This window comes from Leptolyngbya sp. O-77, assembly GCF_001548395.1.
In the GTDB taxonomy this organism is placed as follows: domain Bacteria; phylum Cyanobacteriota; class Cyanobacteriia; order Elainellales; family Elainellaceae; genus Thermoleptolyngbya.
Genome location: NZ_AP017367.1, coordinates 4,918,424 through 4,936,123 on the forward strand (window position 1 = coordinate 4,918,424; position 17,700 = coordinate 4,936,123).

Annotated in this window: 22 protein-coding genes and 1 tRNA gene; 9 read left to right on the plus strand and 14 right to left on the minus strand. The window is 55.5% G+C overall.

Going from position 1 to position 17,700, the window contains the following annotated elements; all coding sequences use genetic code 11:
- Window positions 1-33 precede the first annotated feature (33 nt).
- A complete protein-coding gene (locus tag O77CONTIG1_RS24930) occupies window positions 34-204 on the minus strand; it encodes a hypothetical protein (protein WP_156435531.1) in 171 nt (56 codons plus the stop codon).
- 348 nt (window positions 205-552) lie between these two features.
- On the opposite strand from O77CONTIG1_RS24930, the gene O77CONTIG1_RS20760 reads away from it, so the two are divergent.
- A complete protein-coding gene (locus O77CONTIG1_RS20760) occupies window positions 553-849 on the plus strand; it encodes a YkvA family protein (RefSeq protein WP_068514707.1) in 297 nt (98 codons plus the stop codon).
- A 220-nt stretch (window positions 850-1,069) separates the two neighbouring features.
- Here O77CONTIG1_RS20760 and O77CONTIG1_RS20765 read toward each other — a convergent pair whose 3' ends face one another.
- From O77CONTIG1_RS20765 to O77CONTIG1_RS28185, 9 genes are all read right to left on the minus strand, one after another.
- Entirely contained in the window at window positions 1,070-1,732 is a 663-nt protein-coding gene (locus O77CONTIG1_RS20765; protein ID WP_068514709.1) for a Na(+)/H(+) antiporter subunit B, read from the minus strand.
- Window positions 1,729-2,310 carry a DUF4040 domain-containing protein gene (locus tag O77CONTIG1_RS20770; RefSeq protein WP_286132436.1) on the minus strand — a complete coding sequence of 194 codons (582 nt, stop codon included), beginning with the start codon at window positions 2,308-2,310 and terminating at the stop codon, window positions 1,729-1,731. Before O77CONTIG1_RS20770 ends, O77CONTIG1_RS20765 begins: the two co-directional genes overlap by 4 nt.
- Before the next feature lie 74 nt (window positions 2,311-2,384).
- Window positions 2,385-2,771 carry a monovalent cation/H(+) antiporter subunit G gene (locus O77CONTIG1_RS20775; protein WP_317134153.1) on the minus strand — a complete coding sequence of 129 codons (387 nt, stop codon included), beginning with the start codon at window positions 2,769-2,771 and terminating at the stop codon, window positions 2,385-2,387.
- Window positions 2,772-2,816: 45 nt separating this feature from the next.
- The gene (locus O77CONTIG1_RS20780) at window positions 2,817-3,080 is read right to left on the minus strand and encodes a hypothetical protein (protein ID WP_068514712.1); all 264 of its coding nucleotides are present in this window, start codon (window positions 3,078-3,080) and stop codon (window positions 2,817-2,819) included.
- Entirely contained in the window at window positions 3,077-3,403 is a 327-nt protein-coding gene (locus O77CONTIG1_RS20785; RefSeq protein ID WP_317134154.1) for a cation:proton antiporter, read from the minus strand. The genes O77CONTIG1_RS20780 and O77CONTIG1_RS20785 overlap by 4 nt, the downstream gene beginning before the upstream one ends.
- Window positions 3,404-3,459: 56 nt before the next feature.
- On the minus strand, window positions 3,460-4,989 hold the full coding sequence (locus O77CONTIG1_RS20790; protein ID WP_317134155.1) for a cation:proton antiporter: 1,530 nt from the start codon (window positions 4,987-4,989) through the stop codon (window positions 3,460-3,462).
- Window positions 4,977-5,366: a cation:proton antiporter subunit C gene (locus O77CONTIG1_RS20795; protein ID WP_068516863.1), complete on the minus strand. Its 390-nt coding sequence runs from the start codon at window positions 5,364-5,366 to the stop codon at window positions 4,977-4,979. Before O77CONTIG1_RS20795 ends, O77CONTIG1_RS20790 begins: the two co-directional genes overlap by 13 nt.
- Before the next feature lie 300 nt (window positions 5,367-5,666).
- Window positions 5,667-6,452: a magnesium transporter gene (gene mgtE / locus O77CONTIG1_RS28180; protein WP_286132437.1), complete on the minus strand. Its 786-nt coding sequence runs from the start codon at window positions 6,450-6,452 to the stop codon at window positions 5,667-5,669.
- The gene (locus tag O77CONTIG1_RS28185; RefSeq protein WP_286132438.1) at window positions 6,428-7,051 is read right to left on the minus strand and encodes a magnesium transporter MgtE N-terminal domain-containing protein; all 624 of its coding nucleotides are present in this window, start codon (window positions 7,049-7,051) and stop codon (window positions 6,428-6,430) included. The genes mgtE and O77CONTIG1_RS28185 overlap by 25 nt, the downstream gene beginning before the upstream one ends.
- Window positions 7,052-7,276: 225 nt before the next feature.
- On the opposite strand from O77CONTIG1_RS28185, the gene O77CONTIG1_RS20805 reads away from it, so the two are divergent.
- The 3 genes from O77CONTIG1_RS20805 to O77CONTIG1_RS24940 all read left to right on the plus strand — a co-directional run bounded on the left by O77CONTIG1_RS20805 (window position 7,277) and on the right by O77CONTIG1_RS24940 (window position 9,114).
- Window positions 7,277-7,353, plus strand: a tRNA-Met gene (locus O77CONTIG1_RS20805).
- A gap of 201 nt (window positions 7,354-7,554) precedes the next feature.
- Entirely contained in the window at window positions 7,555-8,340 is a 786-nt protein-coding gene (locus tag O77CONTIG1_RS24935; RefSeq protein WP_068514718.1) for a hypothetical protein, read from the plus strand.
- A gap of 3 nt (window positions 8,341-8,343) precedes the next feature.
- Window positions 8,344-9,114 (plus strand): YcjF family protein, encoded by a 771-nt coding sequence (locus O77CONTIG1_RS24940; protein WP_068514722.1) that lies wholly within the window; start codon window positions 8,344-8,346, stop codon window positions 9,112-9,114.
- Between the two features lie 17 nt (window positions 9,115-9,131).
- Here the strand turns inward: O77CONTIG1_RS24940 and O77CONTIG1_RS20820 are convergent, their stop codons facing one another.
- The 4 genes from O77CONTIG1_RS20820 to O77CONTIG1_RS20830 form a co-directional block, all read right to left on the minus strand.
- The gene (locus O77CONTIG1_RS20820; RefSeq protein WP_068514724.1) at window positions 9,132-10,691 is read right to left on the minus strand and encodes an anthranilate synthase component I family protein; all 1,560 of its coding nucleotides are present in this window, start codon (window positions 10,689-10,691) and stop codon (window positions 9,132-9,134) included.
- Between the two features lie 275 nt (window positions 10,692-10,966).
- Window positions 10,967-11,275, minus strand: a complete 309-nt coding sequence (gene psaD, locus O77CONTIG1_RS20825; protein ID WP_410503475.1) for a photosystem I reaction center subunit II — start codon at window positions 11,273-11,275, stop codon at window positions 10,967-10,969.
- Window positions 11,276-11,755: 480 nt separating this feature from the next.
- A complete protein-coding gene (locus O77CONTIG1_RS27280) occupies window positions 11,756-11,950 on the minus strand; it encodes a hypothetical protein (RefSeq protein WP_197673260.1) in 195 nt (64 codons plus the stop codon).
- On the minus strand, window positions 11,931-13,325 hold the full coding sequence (locus O77CONTIG1_RS20830) for a DUF6930 domain-containing protein (RefSeq protein WP_197673261.1): 1,395 nt from the start codon (window positions 13,323-13,325) through the stop codon (window positions 11,931-11,933). The genes O77CONTIG1_RS27280 and O77CONTIG1_RS20830 overlap by 20 nt, the downstream gene beginning before the upstream one ends.
- A gap of 299 nt (window positions 13,326-13,624) precedes the next feature.
- Here O77CONTIG1_RS20830 and O77CONTIG1_RS20835 point away from each other — a divergent pair, with 299 nt between their 5' ends.
- The 5 genes from O77CONTIG1_RS20835 (at window position 13,625) to O77CONTIG1_RS20855 (ending at window position 17,689) form a co-directional block, all read left to right on the plus strand.
- Window positions 13,625-13,981, plus strand: a complete 357-nt coding sequence (locus O77CONTIG1_RS20835; RefSeq protein ID WP_068516864.1) for a HesB/IscA family protein — start codon at window positions 13,625-13,627, stop codon at window positions 13,979-13,981.
- A 50-nt stretch (window positions 13,982-14,031) separates the two neighbouring features.
- A complete protein-coding gene (locus O77CONTIG1_RS20840; protein WP_068514727.1) occupies window positions 14,032-14,457 on the plus strand; it encodes a tetratricopeptide repeat protein in 426 nt (141 codons plus the stop codon).
- A 266-nt stretch (window positions 14,458-14,723) separates the two neighbouring features.
- Window positions 14,724-14,906, plus strand: a complete 183-nt coding sequence (locus tag O77CONTIG1_RS20845; RefSeq protein WP_068514730.1) for a hypothetical protein — start codon at window positions 14,724-14,726, stop codon at window positions 14,904-14,906.
- A 426-nt stretch (window positions 14,907-15,332) separates the two neighbouring features.
- Window positions 15,333-15,587 carry a hypothetical protein gene (locus O77CONTIG1_RS20850; RefSeq protein WP_084782882.1) on the plus strand — a complete coding sequence of 85 codons (255 nt, stop codon included), beginning with the start codon at window positions 15,333-15,335 and terminating at the stop codon, window positions 15,585-15,587.
- Between the two features lie 344 nt (window positions 15,588-15,931).
- The gene (locus O77CONTIG1_RS20855) at window positions 15,932-17,689 is read left to right on the plus strand and encodes a sensor domain-containing diguanylate cyclase (RefSeq protein ID WP_156435539.1); all 1,758 of its coding nucleotides are present in this window, start codon (window positions 15,932-15,934) and stop codon (window positions 17,687-17,689) included.
- The last annotated feature ends 11 nt before the right edge of the window (window positions 17,690-17,700 follow it).

Sequence of the window (17,700 nt, forward strand, 5' to 3'; positions counted from 1 at the left end):
GTTCAGCTTACGGCCCTGATTTGCGAATCAGGCTCAGCGGCTGAGCCAATGCCAGTGCTGATAGTTGGGATGCAGATGGCGCGGCAGGGCAAGATGGCGGATGGAGCCTAGTTCATGGCGATCGCCCGCGATCACGGGCAGGCGATCTCGAAGTGAAGCATCAGAAGCAAGCAAACTGGAGCAGTCAGATTTTAGATTTCGCATTGCGAACCTCCTGGTAAATCAACGATCAGGAGGCACATCCAAACCTGTCACCATGCTTGATGCAGCCAAGTATGGCGAACTTGGGCAGCAGGGGCATGTGCGAATCTTTTTTTGTGCCTTGGGGGGCAGCCGTTTCAGCGTTCAAACAGGCTGAAAAATTGGCTCACCTCTAATCATATCGAATAAACTTCCATTTTGTATCTTAAGCTACAGAAGCTTGGAACGCATCCTCCTGCGGAGCTAGACCGAGAGTGGGTGGGGTTCCTATCCCAACGCAGACGGTTTTTCCCACTCTACAGCGCAGGCACAATCTCGCAGAATGAAGATGTTGAGTAAAGGACATTCCCGATGGCGTTCTCCCTGCAAAGTCTCTACGACTGGTATCGCGATGTCATTCGCAATCCCAAATACCGCTGGTGGATTATCTTAGGCACGATTGCATATATCGTTATGCCGTTTGACATCGCGCCCGATTTCATTCCCATCATCGGTCAAATTGATGATGCGATCATTATCACGCTGCTGTTCACAGAAGTTTCTCAACTGCTGATCGAGCGCGTGAAAAACAAGAAAGAAGTGGTGGATTCTGAGCAGGTTGCGTCTGCGGACACGCCTGTAGATGTGCAAGCAGTGTCCATCGACTAAGATTTCATCTTCTCGTCGTTGCTACTGAAAGCGTCTGTTCTAGAAACAGGCGATCGCCCTTCACAATTAAGTTTTTTCCCAGCAATCGAGAGCGAAGGGTGAGGCTTCGAGATAAAAACTCAGGCTAGAGTTGTTGCAGAGAGTCGATTCTCAACTTGGAATCGGCTCTCTGCTTGTATTACAAGAATTTGACTCTCAAAGCCTTGATTGTTAAGCCTTGCTACAGCAAACCTCGATAGCGGATAAATACTAAGATGACTGCCCAGGAACCCAGCGCCACTTTCAGCGCCACCAAAATATTCAGAATGGGAATCACGCCGCCGCTAACCAGGCTGCCCAGTTCGCCGTGCGGCAGTTCGAGTCCCACCAGCGTCATCACAGCTAGCACGATGAAAATCATCACCGAGATTTTTTCCCAGCGGGCGGTGTGCCAGCGTTGGTAGATGCTCTGCATCAGTTCTGAAGAGGATGTGATTGCCACCAGTCCGATGGCCGTGCCGCCTGCCACACCAGCCGCAAAACCGCCGCCGGGGCTGAGGTGTCCGCGAATCGCCAGTTCAATGCCCACCAGGGCGGCGATCGTCGCGCCCAGCCGCGCCAGCACGATGGAGGGTTCGTCGGTAAAGCGGCGAAACTTAGCCGAAGGCTTTTCGTTTGCCAGTAGGAAATAGGCTCCCATGATAGCAATGGTGAACACCACGACTTCAAAGATGGTGTCGTAGAGCCGATTGCGAAAGATGATGCCCGTGACGGCGTTGGGCACGCCGCTATCTTGCACGATGGCTTCAACGATGGAAAACTCCAGTTCACTAGGGGCAGGCTGGGGCATCAGCAGGATTTTCAAAAAAATGGCAACGCCTGCCAGCAGATAAATCCAGATCATGGCTGCTTTGCTCCGGGAGTGGGTGGGCCAACGTAGGCGATCGCCGGGGAAGACGGCAACTCGGCTTGCAAGATGTCGTAGATGCGGCGGAGGCGCGTGGCTGTCTGGTAGGCCGTCTTGACCGCGACATCGTGCGGGGTAGATGAGTCGTCTGCCTCAAGCTGGGTGCAGGTGAGATGCACCTCCTTTTCGAGGAGCGCCTGCTGCAAATCTTCTGGGCTGAGATAGGGAATTAGCTCCAGTCGCAGATGGTATTTCCCAAATGTGATCCGGAGGTCATCGATGAGCGACTTGAGGGGAGATTCAATCGGCAAGGGCGATGATGGATTGGAGGGTTGGTCAGATGCCTCTGGCAACAGGCGAAGGGCGATCGCCTCATCCTTTAGCACGCCCAGCCGCAGCACCATTGAGGAACGGACGGCCACCGCGTAAAGCGTTACCGCCAGCATCGTGCCCACCATTGCCTCCGTCAGCGCCACATCTGCTGCGCCCAGCAGCGTGTATACCAGGGCCGCCACTGCGCCCAGAATGCCGCGAATCACCAGCGCATGGTAGGGATTCACCTGAAACACCAGCATGGCAGCGGACAGAGGCAGAAGCGCCGTAATTGCGTACACGTATTCGTCGTGGGGTCCGAATATGCTGTGTGGCATCATGCGTCCCCCCGATCAGTCTGCGGCTCGTTCGTCAAGCTACTCGTCATGCTGCTAAACGGCTCTACAGCCTCTCCCCAGCGTTCTTCGGCGGGCAGGTCGCTGGCGCAGTAGGCCAGCACATAGCCCAGCATGGTGTTCCATAGCGCCAATGAGAAGATGGCCAGCAGCAGCAGCGGCCACTCGCGGGGAATTTTTAGCAACAGCCCAAAGACGATGCTGAGCGACCCCAGCGTGTCGGCGATCGAGAGGCTGTGCAGCTTGTAAAGAACAGAGCGATCGCCCACCAGCGGCCAGGTACCCCAAAACCAGAAGACCAGCCCCAGCCCGATGCAGCCGTAGCTTAAAACATTGACCAAAGTGTTAATCACTGGTGCGTTGATCATGACAGGTTTCTAATCAGATGCGGTGCAATTTGGGGTGGTTTTTTTCTAAAGGGTTTGCGAGAGATCGTTCAACCGCTTGATGACGTGAGCCAGCAACATCAAGCCTGCATTTCCCACACTGAGAATTAGCACACCTACTACGCCAATCATCCAGTCGTCTTGCAAAATCGACACGATCAAAATCATGATCGAAGTTTTGGTGGCGATGCTGGCAAAAGCCAACATTTTCTGCCAGATATTATCGTCTTGCCACGCTTCGTAAATTGGGATCAGCAGCGCCGCCAGCATAATCATGAGTATCAAGTTCATGATCCGCTCCCCCGCTTAACACGATGCACTTCAAACCATCCCGCTTCGTGATATTTCAACACAATGGTTTTGGGTGTGAAGGTAATCAGAAAAATGTCTAGAAACAGAAGATGGGGCGATCGCCGAGGCTGCACATGCTGCAAGACAATTTCCTCCCGTTTGTGGGGACGAAGAATCATCTCCAAGGCTTCGGCATAGGCTTGAGGAATAGATGCGAAAACCTTGAACACCACCCGCAGCCATTCGCTGAGGCGGTCGTCTCGGCCGGTATCACCCCGGGGCAGCAGCAGCGCCACAGTCACGCCGATCACGATATTTGCCAAGCTCAAATTTGCGGTGAGCAAAAACCAAATTGTGAGCCTTAAGATAAGCTGCCGAGCTAGTTTGCCACCCATGCAAAGACCATCCAGAATACGAGGATTAACATTAAGCTCATGCCGCCGATTAAATGCTCAAACTTTTCAGCCGTGCGGGGAAGTTTGACATTTGCTTGCCGGAAGATCAGCTTGTGGACAATCCAGGCAATTCCAATAATGAGCAGCGGCTTCAGGATATTTTCGACCGTATACGCTTCGTAGTAGACCGCATTAGCCAGCACCAATCCACCCAGTAGCAACAGCATCGCCGCCCAAAATCCGGGCTTGAGCGGCTGGCTCTGGGAGTCTGGTGGAAATGAGCGATGGGGCAGAAAGATAAATTTTGCAAAGGCGATCGCCGTTCCGACGGCTGCCAGATTCATGCCAACGACCTGCCACGGCAGCAGGCTTTTCATCGTCAGCACTTTTGCGCCAAAGCCCGACAGCAGCGGAAACCCAGAAATTGAGAAACTAGCGATCGCCAGCGCAATCCACAGCGACCTGCGAATCGGCACCTGGTGTAGCTCCTTGAAACTGCGACTGGGCAGGTTGCCTGCCAGCAAGAATAAGGACGACTTCACCAGTCCGTGCGTCAGCGCATAGAAGCCGCCCACCTCCGGTGCCGCCAGCACAAAGCCCAACTGCGAGACAGTGCTAAACGCCAGCAGGCGCTTGGTGTCTTTTTCAAACACTGCATAGGCTACGCCCAGCAAGGCCCGTCCCCCACGCCAAACACCCGCACCATCGGGGTCGATTTCCGGCAGCAGCAGGGCACAGCGCATCAGCGGGTAAATCCCTGCCTTCACCACCACGCCCGACAGCAGCGCCGACACAGGCGATTCTGATTCGGAATGCGTGAGTGGCAGCCACAGCCCTGCCACAAACACACCGCCCTTGACCAGCAGCCCCAGAAAAATCAGGGCGATCGCCTCTAGTGGCGCACGGCTCAGCCCGCTGTAGGCAAAGGAGTGATTCGCTTGGTAGACCAGCACCGCCCCCATCAGGTAAAACAGCATTGCCGTATTGCTGACAAAGAGATAGCGCAAGCCCACCCAAATCGAGCGATCGCTCCGGGGATAGGCAATCAGCAGAAACGCCGCAATGCTGATTACCTCCAGCGCCACGTAGAGACTCATAAAATCAGCACAGGCAAACGCTGCGTTGACGCTGCCGTGCAAAATCGTGAGCTGAGTATAAAAAAACGCCGACTTGCCTGTATCCCAGCAGTAGAGAATCACGGCTGCGGTCACCAGCGCGTTGGTGAAAATGAAAAATCCGCTGAGCGGGTCGAGTAGCAGCGTCACGCCAAACCGATCCAGCAGCCCAAAGCTGAGCGGCACTTCGCGCAAAAACAGCAGTGTGGCGTAAACCGCAGAGGCGAGTGCTGCTGCCAGCGCCAGAGGGCGAGCCAGACGGGGTATCAGGTACACCACAAATCCAGCAAACAGCGGCAACGCCACCCAGCCAATGGTCAAACGACTCATCGTGGTGTTGCTAATGCTCAGATCTGTGGCAATCGGGCTGCTAAACGAAAACCCGCTCATCCACCCCATTGAACCCCCTCCAAGAGGCCGGCGAGATGGTTCATGGCGTGTTCCCCCCTTTCAATCTCGTTGGCCTCCAAAATGGGGTTGTCTCTCGCCAGTTTCATGATGCCAACCAGCATCAGCGCTTGGATCGAGAATCCAATCACGATTGCGGTCAAAATCACGGCTTGGGGCACGGGGTCGGCATAGGCTGTTGCTGCGCTGTCCAGTCCCTCGGTCAGAATTGGCGTTTTCAAGCCCTCTCGCGAAGCAATCAGCACGTAGTAGGCGATCACGCCTGTACTCATCACGTCCATCGAGATGATTTTCATCACCAGATTCTTTTTGAAGACGATGCCAAAGAACCCACACAAAATGGTGGCAATTACAAAGGCCTCTAACACAGCATCCTCCTTGTCCAAATCAAGCCTGACCCCTTTAGCGCTGCCGCAGCCCAATCCCTGCGGCAATGGTTTCAACCCATGCTGTCTAGAGCGAGCCAAAACTATAGACTTAATTCAATCATCAAATACCCATTGATAGCAATCATACTATGATTGGTTCTCGGTGTCTGAGAATATGAACTTTTTGTAAGGGCATAGAAACCCGGCTGAAGATGTCTAGGCGGAGATAGCCAGTTGGGGATATCCAGTTAAAAATATCCAGTTAGAGATATCCAGTTAGAGATATCCAGCCGGAGATAGCTAGCCAATGTTGAGCAGTAGTTTGGCGATGTTGAGGTAGATTAAAATGCCTAAGATGTCGGCAACGGTGGTGATGAACGGCGATGCCATAAACGCTGGGTCAAAGCCCATTTTGTGAAACAGATAGGGCAGCAGTGTGCCGACTGTGGCAGCCAGAGCAGCGATCGCAATCAGACTGAGACCCACCGTCAGCCCAATCTCCACCTTGCCGACAAACACCATCGCAATGCCCAACACCAGCACCGCCAACACCAGCCCCAGCGCAGCCCCAGCGAACAGTTCTCGCAAAATAACCCGCACAGGCTTCTTGTTTCGCAACTCGTCGGTACTCAGCCCGCGAATCAGCACCGTAGAAGACTGCGCCCCGATATTACCGCCCGTATCGATGAGCAGCGGCGTAAAGAAGGCGAGTTCCACCACGCTGTCCAGCACTTCTTCGTACCGCGACATGATGAACACAGTGGCAATATTTGTCACCACCAGCACCAACAGCCAGGGCGATCGCTTTTTCAAGATTGACAAAAAGCCGCTGTCGAAGTAGCTTTCGCCTTCAGCCCGCACGCCGCCGATGGCGTAAATATCCTCAGTTGCTTCCTCTTCTAAAATGTCGATGACATCGTCTACCGTAACCACGCCCAGCAGAATGCCCTCCTGATCCACAATCGGCAGTGCCAGCAGGTCATAGCGCTGAATCAGCCGCGCCACTTCTTCCTGGTCTACATCGGCTCGTGCAAAGATCACGTCGCGCTCCATCACGTCTTCTACCCGCTGATCGGGCGATGCCAAAAATCAGATCGCGCAGCGACACAGTGCCCCAACAGCCGCTTGACCGGATCGGTGACGTAGACGTAGTAAGCCACTTCCTTGTCGCGGGCCAGTTCTCGAATGCGCTCCTGGGCCTGGCTAACGGTCATATCGGCCCGCACCGAGATAAATTCGGGGGTCATGACGCGGCCAGCGGTGTCGGGCTTATAGCCTAGCAGCAGGGCGGTGGCCTGGCGTTCGCTGGGGTCGAGTCGGGCTAGCACCCGCCGCACTAGGTTTGCGGGCATTTCGTCGAATAGGTTAGCCCGGTCGTCAGGGGCCATGCTCTCTACGATGTCGAGCGCTTCCTGATCGCGAAACTCTTCGAGAAGAGATTGCTGAACATCGCTGTCGAGATATTCATAAACGGCGATCGCCTCTGCTTTACTCAACAGGCGAAACGCAAGCATTTGCATTGGCTTCGACAATCCCTGAATCGCCTCGGCAATATCCACAGGAGGAACCGGAACCAGCAACATCTTTGCGCCTTCGTAGTTTTTTTGCTCCAGCAGCAGTTGGAGCTGATTGCGAACAATGTCGCGCAGTTCGCTGCTGGAGGTGGGGTTGACGGCTTGGGCCATTGCCTTTGTCCTCCTTGCTTACAAGATCAACAGGAAAAAAAATCAACAGGATGGAGAGAGCGATCGAATCAGATGCGATGCGATCGCCCCTCTCCGTCACACTCCCACATTGTTCAACAAAAGCCCCCACCCTGACTAGGTTGACCAGAATGCACAGCCAGTTTTCCACGAGTTCTCCAAAAAAAGGACACACCCGCCAATCTTTCGCTATACTTGAAAAGACAACGCGGGATAGAGCAGCCTGGTAGCTCGTCGGGCTCATAACCCGAAGGTCAGTGGTTCAAATCCACTTCCCGCCACCAAATTCGATCCCTGTATTGGGTTTCTAATTTAAGGAAAGTCAGATATGTTCTGGCTTTCCTTTTTGCTTTTCATCTTCAGGATTAACGCAAAAGCAGCCAGTTTGGTGGATTCTGGCTGCTTTTTGTAGAGGACTCCACACTCCAGCGCACCCAGCCAGCCCGGTAGAATAGAACAGGTGATGTGAAAGCGGTGAAACGAGCATGGTTCCTAAGATTCGGCGGCCGTTGGTGGTGGGGAGTGTGGGGCTGACAGCGAGCGCCTGGCTGATGCAATTGGGTCATCCCACCGGGGCGCATTGGGGCGAAACGATTGTTTGGGGAGCGATCGCCCTCGGCGGCGGCCTGTGGTGGTTTCGGCAACAGCAGCCTACGCCAGAGTTGGACACCACGGCTCCGCTAGACCGCACGACAGTTGAGCAAGCGCTGAAGGCGCTAGAGCCGCTGCTAGATCAGCTAGAGCGAGAATCCGCCACGCCTGCAAAATCGGCGGACAGCACCGTTACGCCGTCGCTGCAACCCGGACTGAGCGATATTGCTCCGCAACGCTGGCGCGAGCGCCTCGCCCTGCTGAAAACGGAACTGAATCGCGACCAGCTCAACGTCGCCATCGTGGGTGGCAAATCCGTCGGCAAAACCACGCTTGCCCAGCGCCTCACCGCCGAATGGCTCCCCAACCTGACCCAAACCGTAACGCTGACCGATACTCCGGCGCTGTTCGATAAGCTAGATGACGCATCAGAAGTCGCCCTAGCTGCGGCGGCTGATTTGGTGGTTTTTGTGACGGCAGGCGACATCACCGATTCAGAATTTCAAGTGCTGAAGGAATTGTCGCGCCAGCAGCAGCGAATCGTGCTGGCGTTTAATAAGCAGGATCAGTACCTACCGGGCGATCGCCCGCTGATTCTCCAACAAATTCGAGAGCGCTTGCTGGGTCAGGTTCCGGTGCAGGAAGTCGTCGCCCATTGCCGCCGCACCTGCACCCCTTAAAAAGTGCGCCAGCATCAGCCCGATGGCACAGTTCAAGAAATGATGGAGCAGCCCGCGCCGGATCTATCGGCGCTGACCGAGCGATTGACGGGAATCGTCTCCGTTGCGGGGCCGCAGTTGGTGCTGAATACGACCCTGCGCCGCGCCGCTGCACTAAAAGCCGAGATCCTGTCCACGCTGAATCAATTACGCCGCGATCGCGCCCTGCCGATGATCGAGCAGGCGCAGTGGCTTGCGGGCGCGGCTGCCTTTGCCACGCCAGTGCCCAGCCTCGACCTGCTGGCAACGGGCGCAATCAACATACAGATGGTGATGGATTTGGGCGCAGTGTATCAGCAGGCGTTTTCGATGGAGCAGGCGAAGGCGATCGCCACCACCATGGCCGAAACGATGGTGAAGCTGGGGCTGGTGGAAGTCTCGACCCAGGCGATCGCCCCGCTGCTGAAAAGTCATCTGGCAACGTTCGCAGTGGGCGGTGCCCTACAAGGGGTGAGTGCCGCCTACCTGACCCGCGTCGCCGGCCTCAGCTTGGTCACTTATTTTGAGGAGCAAAGCCCGACGGCGGCTCCGGCAGGCGAGTTTGCCCTAAAGCGCGATCGCCTGATTCAGTCCATCAAAGCGGTCTTTCAAAACAACCAGCGCACAGACTTTCTGCAAACCCTCGTGACACAAGCCGCCAAACAACTCGCCCCCGCCGCCGCGCAACCTGTGGCGCTATCTACCGCAACACCCATTCCAGAACCCGTCAGCGCCCAGACCCAGCTCGGCAGCTAAGCCCTGACCCCTGACCCCTAACCCTGCTGTAAACAGCGGATGGCTTCCAGCATTCCCCGCGCCTTGTTCAGGGTTTCCTGGTATTCCTTATCGGGGTCGGAGTCGGCGACGAGGCCTGCGCCTGCCTGCACGCTGACGGTGGAGGAGCCATCGGGCTGATTGCGGACGACCATCGTGCGGATGGCGATCGCCGTATTCAGTTGACCCTCAAAGTCGTAATAGCCGTAGGCTCCGGAGTACACGCCGCGACGGTTGCCTTCGAGTTCATGAATAATTTCCATCGCGCGAATCTTAGGTGCGCCGCTGACGGTGCCCGCTGGGAAGCAAGCCTTCAGCAGTTCCCAAGCCGTTTTGCCCGGAGCCAAAATGCCCACTACGTTGCTGACGATGTGCATAACGTGGGAATAGCGCTCGATCACCATCAGCTCATCCACGCGCACCGTACCGCTGCTGCACACGCGCCCCAGGTCGTTGCGCCCCAGGTCTACCAGCATGACGTGTTCGGCGATTTCTTTGGGGTCTTGCAGCAGGTCTGCGGCGAGGGCGTTGTCTTCGGCGGTGGTTTTGCCACGCGGGCGAGTTCCAGCGATGGGGCGCACGGTGGCGATTTTGCCGCCCTCGCCGTTTTCTGCTTTCACCATCACCTCCGGGCTAGAGCCAATAATCTGCCAGGTGGGGAAGTGAAAATACGCCATATAGGGCGAGGGGTTGATTAGCCTTAGCGACCGATAGAGCGAGAACGAGTCGCCGCGATACTGCGTCGAGAGCCGCTGGGAAATCACCACCTGGAAGATGTCGCCAGCGCGGATGTAGTCCTTCGCCTTGACCACGTTCGCGCAAAATTGCGCTTTGGTGGTGTTGCTGCTGTAGTCCGGAGGCACGGAAGCGTTTAATTCCGCCTTCATCCTTCTGCCTTCATCCTTCCTCGGCGGTGTCCATTCCAAGATCGTGTCTTTGCCTGCCAGCGGCAGTTGCAGCTTGTCTACCATTTGCCGGACGCGATCGCCCGCCTGCTCATAGGCCGCCCGCAAATCAGTCGCCGGATCGCGCAGATCGGCATAGGCGATCGCCCAAATCTTGCGCTGTACTTGGTCAAACACCAGCAGGTGATCAATCTGCATCCACAATCCATCCGGCGTGTCGTCGTCCTGCGCGGCAAATACCGGCACTCGCGGCTCGATCCAGTGAATTAGCTCATAGCCCCAAAAGCCAAACAGCCCGCCAATTCCCGGCGGGAGCTGCGGCAGCGTCACCGGGTGATAGGGTTCCAAACAGGCTGACAACGCCTCAAACGGATCGCCCTCAAACGCAACCTGGGAACCATCCCGATGAGTTTGCACAGTACGAGAACCCCGCGCCTCCAATACCCACTGCGGGTCGCAGCCGACAAAGCTATAGCGCCCGACGCGATCGCCCCCTTCTACCGACTCCAGCAAAAAGCTGTAGGGCTGCCCCGCGCACACCTTAAACCACGCCGACACGGGCGTATCCAGATCGGCAACCCACTCCTGATACACCGGGACAAAGTTGCCCTGGGCAGCGAGTTCGGTGAAGTGCTGGAAATCAGGAAGGAGCATTGCGGTGAGGGAGTAATGGGGTGGTGGGGTAAGGGGAAAGAACGAAGGAGGGAGCAACCGTTGGGGTCAAGACCTCCTGACTGCACTATTCCCCATCTCTGACCCCTCATTCTAATCTGACCCCTCATTCTAAGAGGAAACCCACAAAAAAACAGGGCAGACCTGAGCCTGCCCCATCGCCAAAAAATATAGAAAATTAGGCCAAGAGAAACCTGGCCAAGAGAAATTCGGCCAAGACGTTAGACCAGAAATTAGGACAGACCCAGGGCGATCGCCTAAGCATCAAACGTGTTGCGACCACTGAACTTGACCGTGGCAGGGTCGGGGTTGCTGCCAATGTTCCGCATCACCGTACCCACCTGCTGGCGGCCTTGGTTCACCTTTTCAGGGAACACACCGTCTGCTGGGTGGAGATACTGGATCTCACCGTTGGGATAGATGCGGTAGATCTTGTAGTCCTCAATCCTAGGCTTGAATTTCGTGCGAAGTTGAGTGCCCAGCGCAAGACATTGCTCCTTGCGGGCCAGATAGAGTAGGTTTTCACCCTGGTTCATAATGGCCGCGCCGCCCGTGGGGCATTTCAAAGACCTGCTCCTTGGGGCTGGTCCCACGTGATGGCGTATTTTTCTTCAGTATCAGCTTTTGCTCAGCAGGCCGCCGATGCTGCCGCCGAATTTGGGCGTTTGTCCAGTAAGCGTCTCTGTCATGAAAAGTATTTCCCTGAACAGTTTTACGCATCGTATCACTGGGTTTGAACCCCCGAATCAAATTCTTGAGGAACTGTTACAGTTCTTTAGGCAGAAGGGATTCCGAGGCGATGCCCCCCCATCCACAGGTGGACATTTAGGGGGCAACAGGGGCACGCCTGTCAAGCCTGTTTGATTGCCTGTTGAGCGACAGACTTGGTGGGCTAAAGGTTGGTGGGCTAAAACTCGTCAAGTGGTCTTGCAAGTGGTCTTGGTAGAAGCTGGAGCGTCCCCAATCCAACTTCTTCGGAGGAGAGCGATCGCGCTCAAAAAAGCCCAGCATGTGTTGCAGAGCCGGGTTGCCGCGAGATTTGCCCGTCAGCCCCCATTGCCCACAATTAGCCCCCACACTGTCCCCTTGGTCTTTTTGCAGCGCTGATCCCACTTGCGCCCGCGCTGCAAGGTGAACCGGATCTCGGTCACGAAACTCGCCCCAGCAGATGCATCTTGCCATCGTTGGTGTGCAAAAATGGCGAGGTCGAAGTGACTCTGGCTAGACGGGGTCTTCGCCAAGGTTAAAGGAGATACCCTTCACGCCGCCAAACGCTTGAATTTCAGCCAGCAGTTCATTCGCTTTGGGGCGCGAAGTTTGGATCATGATGACCGGAAACTCGCTGGCTTTGGCAGGGAGTGGGGCGGGGCCAGGCTGGTGATGGGACACCCTCAGGCGCAGCGTTTCAATCAGCGTAGTTGGGATTGCCCCCAGACTGTACATCGCATCTTTGGGCACTAGATCGTCTAGCAAGACGGGCACTGGCTCCGACTCATCCTCTAAGACCCCCAGCGAGTTGAGATAGTTCATATAGTCGGAAGGGTCGCTGCCCGACATTTCTGCCAGTTCTGCGGCTACATCGGGCAGGGTAGACACTTTGACCGAGACTTTTGCTTTGGGATTTTTGGGATCGGGCAGACGATAGCTCTTGGTCAACGCCGGAAAGGTTTCCGGGCTGAGCCGATCGAGGTGCTGCCCAAAAAACTTGTGGAGTGCTTGGAGCGTGAGCAAAACGGCGATCGCCTCTTCTTCGTACAGCACCGATCGCATTCCCTCAAGCGGGTGCAAATTGCCGAAGGTCGGGATCATCTCGTCCAATTCCCCTAAGTCTTGTAGGAGAGACTCGACAGGGTCTGCCCCGTTCCCCAAAAACTCCTCGTCTGCGGGGTCAAAGGTCAGAAAAAAGCAGTCTTGCTGCAAAAAAGCCTGCTGCAATTCGCGGGGCGAGTCTTCGGCGGCGAGAGCTTGCTGACGAAACTGCTTGAGAGACTCGACCGAGCGATACATCAACACGCCAAATTCCGCGCCCATCAGCCCCAAAATGGAGATATAGAGCGTGCCTACATCGCCGTAGTTCAGCTCGACGGCGAAAATCTTTTCTTCGTCCAGGGTTTCCCAGGGGGCATCTTCCCAGATTTGTGCGGCCGCTTCTAGCACGGCACTGGCATATGTGGGCGGGAGGGATGGCGGGCGCTGGCGGGCGGCATCCTGCAATCCGTAGAAGATTTCGTCGATAATCGGCAACTCAGCGACATATTCCACGGCGATATCTAGGCCCTGCAGCACACCGCGCAGAAAAAACTGAAGCTCGCGATCGCGCACCAAAATGCGCTGGGGCCGGCCGGGCCGAGCGCTGCCGCTATGGGGATTTTCCATCGCCCGCAGCAGCGTCCGCACGATCGCCTCCGAGCCAGTTTCGCTGGGGACAACATCCATCGCCCGCACAATTTCCTCGACCCCATCTACCCAGAGAATGCAGTCGCCCTGCATGTCTTCGTCGGCATCCAGGGTTCCGGCAATCTCTGGCATCAGCGTCCGGCGATCGCCCTCCCACACGCTAGAGAGCAGGGGCAATTTTTGCAGCCGTCGCCGAGTCGATGGAGTCAATCCTGTCATACGTCTAAACCAGAGCTAGCCCAATGGGGCTGGGTAGATATAGCGATTCTGCAAACTGAATACACCGTCTTTGAAAACTTAGCTATTGAAAGCCTGCTCAACGGCATATACAGCCTATCTAAATGCTAAATGATACTAATCCTAGATGATTCGGCAGACCGAAGAACCCAGGTTTTGTTAGCATAAATTCACGCTCGCAGCGCTAAAACCGACCTGTGAGCCGTTTGCGTGTCTTTCCTCAAGTCTTTCTGGAAACGTTTGAGAAGTTCATTTACCTCGCCAAGGAGAGCTTCAAGCCCATGACCACTCAAGCACCACAATCCCAACAGCGCGGTATCTTGATGACCGACGCAGCGCTTCAGCATGTGCTGCAACTGCGCGAAAAGCAGGGCAAGGATCTTTGTCTGCGGGTGGGCGTGCGCCAGGGCGGCTGCTCTGGCATGTCCTACATGATGGATTTTGAAGATCCCAACAACATCCAGCCCACCGACGAAGTGTTTGACTATGACGGGTTTAAGGTCGTCTGCGACCCCAAGAGTATGCTGTATCTCTACGGACTGGTGCTGGACTATAGCGACGCGATGATTGGCGGCGGCTTCCAGTTCACCAATCCCAACGCCAACCAAACCTGCGGCTGTGGGAAGTCGTTCTCCTAAGTTAGAACTCCTAAGCTAGAACTCCTAAGTTAGAAACTATCCGTTAAACCATGACCGAACTGACCGTCGAAGAATTGTTTGAGCAGGGGGTGCAGCGCTATCAGGCTGGTGAAAGTCCAGACGTTTTGATTCCGCTGTTTAAGGAAGTGTGCGATCGCTCGCCCAAGAGTAGCGCCGCCTGGACCTGTCTGTCGTGGCTATACCTGCTAGACAGCAAGCCCACGCCTGCCCAGAAGGCTGCTCAAAAAGCCGTCAAGCTAAACCCCCAAGACCCACAGGCGCGAGTCAATCTGGCGATCGCCATGCTGGAAACCGCCAGCAAAGGCGTGCGCGAACACGTAGAAATTGCAGGGCAAATTGTGGCGATCGCTCCCGAACTCAAGGAAGAAGTCGAAGGCAACTTTAAAGAAGGGTTAAGCCGCCGTCCCGACTGGAAGAGCCTAAAGCGCGTCCAGTCGTGGTTGTTTGAGAGCTGAGTTACAACGCTTAATAGTTTGAACTGCTGTACTGCCTCCATTTTCTGCCGGGTTAATGTTGCTCAACCCGATAGAGAATGGAGGTTTTGCCATTTTGAATTGGGGCACTTACACAATCATTTAATTATTTAGAAGACGCAATCTTTCCTTAAGACTTTTAACCATGATTCAGCGAGGCGGATGATAAGATTTCATGAAATCGGTGATAAGTTTCGGCTATGACTTATCGCCCACAAAGCATATTCATATTCAAGGAGTTGACAGCTATGTCGTATGACAATGTCGAAGTAAAGCCGGATACTCGCAATCACAAGGGCTTTTTCATCCAAGAAGGTCAATACAAGTTCATGGGCATTGACCAATCGGGCTGGGCACTAATCTGTGTGGATGACGCGACTTGTCACTACGTAGATCCCGATAGCCTGGAATTGGTGGGCAGCGCCGAGTAATCAGTCCTCTGGGTTGATTGAGCAAGGCTTGCCTGAAAGCTTGCCTGAGAGAAAGTTAACTGAGAGAAGGCGAAACGGCGTTCTCTCAATCCTTTCTCAAACGCAATTCTCAGCAGGTGTGTTCAACAACGAATCCCAAGATCAATCCCAACTATTCAATTGTTTTGAGATCCGTGTGAAAACTACAAGTGTGAGGCTCGTCTTGCGGCTCCTAGCCAACTGAGACGAGCCTTCTCCTTTGATGGGGCAGTGGGTTATGGGGTTATTGGGGCATTCTAAATTTCAAGCAGCCTGCCGCGTCGGGAGGCTATTCTATGATTTAAGCAAGGATAGTCCTAGCAGACTGGAAGGGGCAGGCTGGTTTACCCTCGCCGTTAACCTGGTTGCTCTGACTGATGTGTTTCGTTGATTTGCTGCCAATTGCCTATGCCACTCGACAATTGCCCAAAATGCCAGCATCGGTTGGGGCCGCCGCTGAAGTCTTCGGGTCGTCAGGTTTGCATGAAATGTGGCTGGTCGGATAAGCCGCGCCAGGCCGCCGCACAGCCGCAGAAAGCTGCGCCCCCGCCGCGTGACCTCACGCCAGATGAAATTCACAAAATTTTGTCGCAAGCGGCGGCTGTTTCGCTTAACAATATGAAACCAAAGAGCAAACAAGATCCAACGATTAAAGACGAATAGGTGGCACGGCACATGCACAGGACTGCATCCTTTGGGAGGATACTGATACCCCCTCATCGAAGGATGCCGCAGAATTGCGATTGAGGCTAGGCTTTAAGTGCTACAGCATTTTCTTGCGGGGTGAGGCACACGCTGCCCTCATGAGGCAAGGGCTTATTGACCATCCGTGTGCCTCACTAGCTTCAAAAATGCTGTACACAGGTTCCGGTTTGGCGATTAGCCAGGTAGTTAGCTCAGTGACCTTGTGAGCGAGTGCTTGGACGCAGTTTGAGGTTTCGGGTTTGAGTTTGGGCGTTTTTCCTTGTCCTCTGCGCTTTGAGCGGCGCAGGCCGTTTGGTGAAAAAGTGAAACCCTTAAAACAACTGGTCAGCCTTGAGGAGCGGGCGATCGCTCTCCCAAGCCCCACCGACTTGCTGCTGCGAAGGGCCGTTCAGGCGATCGCCTCCTACTTCCAGGTTGAGTGTTTGCTGTGGACGGCTCTGGAGGGCGAACCGGGTGAGTCCCGCGTGTATGGTTCACCGGGTGCAGGGGCCATGCTCCATGATGTGGAGGTTCAGCCTACTGGGGTAGAGCCTGCTGTTCCTAACCTCGCCGATTCGGATGCCGATTCTGATATTGATCAGCCCGCGCAGGATGAGGGGTCGATCGCCTGCTACATGCCGAGCGACTTTCCGGCATGGCTGATTGACCAACTCGATGCGCCCCGGCTGACCCAGCTAGAGACAGGCGACCTGATCGTGCCAATTTTGGCGCAGGTGTTCGATGTGGATGGATTCACCCCAGAAACCTACAGCGGGACTCGCGGCAATCTGCAACTGCTGCTGCAAGTCCGGCGATCGCCCCAAGACTCGATTCTGTGTGACCCAGCCCACGCCTCGGATCTGAGCAGCCCTGCTGTGATCGCGCCGCCGGGAGACTCTGCCGATGTCAATCAACTGGAGGGCTGGACGGCTTATGATGTTAGCTTGCTCAAGCGGCTGGCTAATGAGCTTGGGTTGACATATAGTTCGCTGCTGTGGCGAGAAAAGTTTGAGCGATCGCAGCGACAGATCGCCCTGATGAGCCGGATTGCTCACCTGCTGAATTCTGGTTTGGAAACAGATGACATTTTGCAGCAAATTGCCGCTGAGTTAGGCCAGGGGCTGATGGGCGATCGCTGCTTGGTGATGCGGCTCCAAGCGACAGGCGTTGCGCCAGTGGCGCGCTGGGAGCGATCGCAGGTGGCGTTGCCTGCGCTAGAACATCTGGAGCGCAGCGAGGTCTGGCAGCCCGTCATCGACACCTTCTTAGACGGTGGTGCGTCTTATTTGACGGTTCGCCCCGATGCGACTTCTAGCGCTCTCCAACACTGGCTGCAACACATGGGCGCAACGTCTGCCCTGCTGATTCCAGTTTTGATTCAGTCCGATTTCTTTGGCGCGATTTGCCTGCTCGACTATTTCAAAGTGCGGTGGTATGCCCTGGATGAGGTGCAAACCGTGCGACAGGTGGCAGATCATACGGCGATCGCCCTCGCCAGCGCCCAACACCACCATGATTCCCATCGGCAAACCACGGCGCTGCGGCTGCAAGTCATGGTTCCCCAAACGTCCCTGCGCGACTCGCTGACGCAGTTGCTCAATGCCGAAGCCTTCGACCAGGAGCTTCAGCAGCTTAGTCGGCCGGCCCTGTGGACAGTGCAGCCGCCCTTCAGCCTGATTATTTGCGATATTGACTATTTCAAGCTGATTAACGAGACCTACGGCTACAGCGTCGGCGACCAAATCTTGAGCCAATTAGCCCAGCGCTTGCGTCGCCAGTTGCGCCAGGGTACGCTAGCCTACCGCTATGGTGGCGAAGAATTTGCCATTATCCTGCCGCGCACCTCGCTGACCGCTGCGCTAGACGTGGCCGAGCGTCTGCTGAATGCGATTCATGGCCACCCGTTTGACACATCGGCGGGGCCGGTTTCGGTCACCGTTAGTTTTGGGGTGGCGCAGCAAGACCCCAGGGGCGATCGCAACGCCCGCAGCGTGCTGCAACGCGCCGAGAAAGCCTTACAAGATGCAAAACGTCAGGGCCGCGACTGTGCCAAAGGGCTGGAATTTGGGCTGGGTGCTTGAAGCTTAAGGGC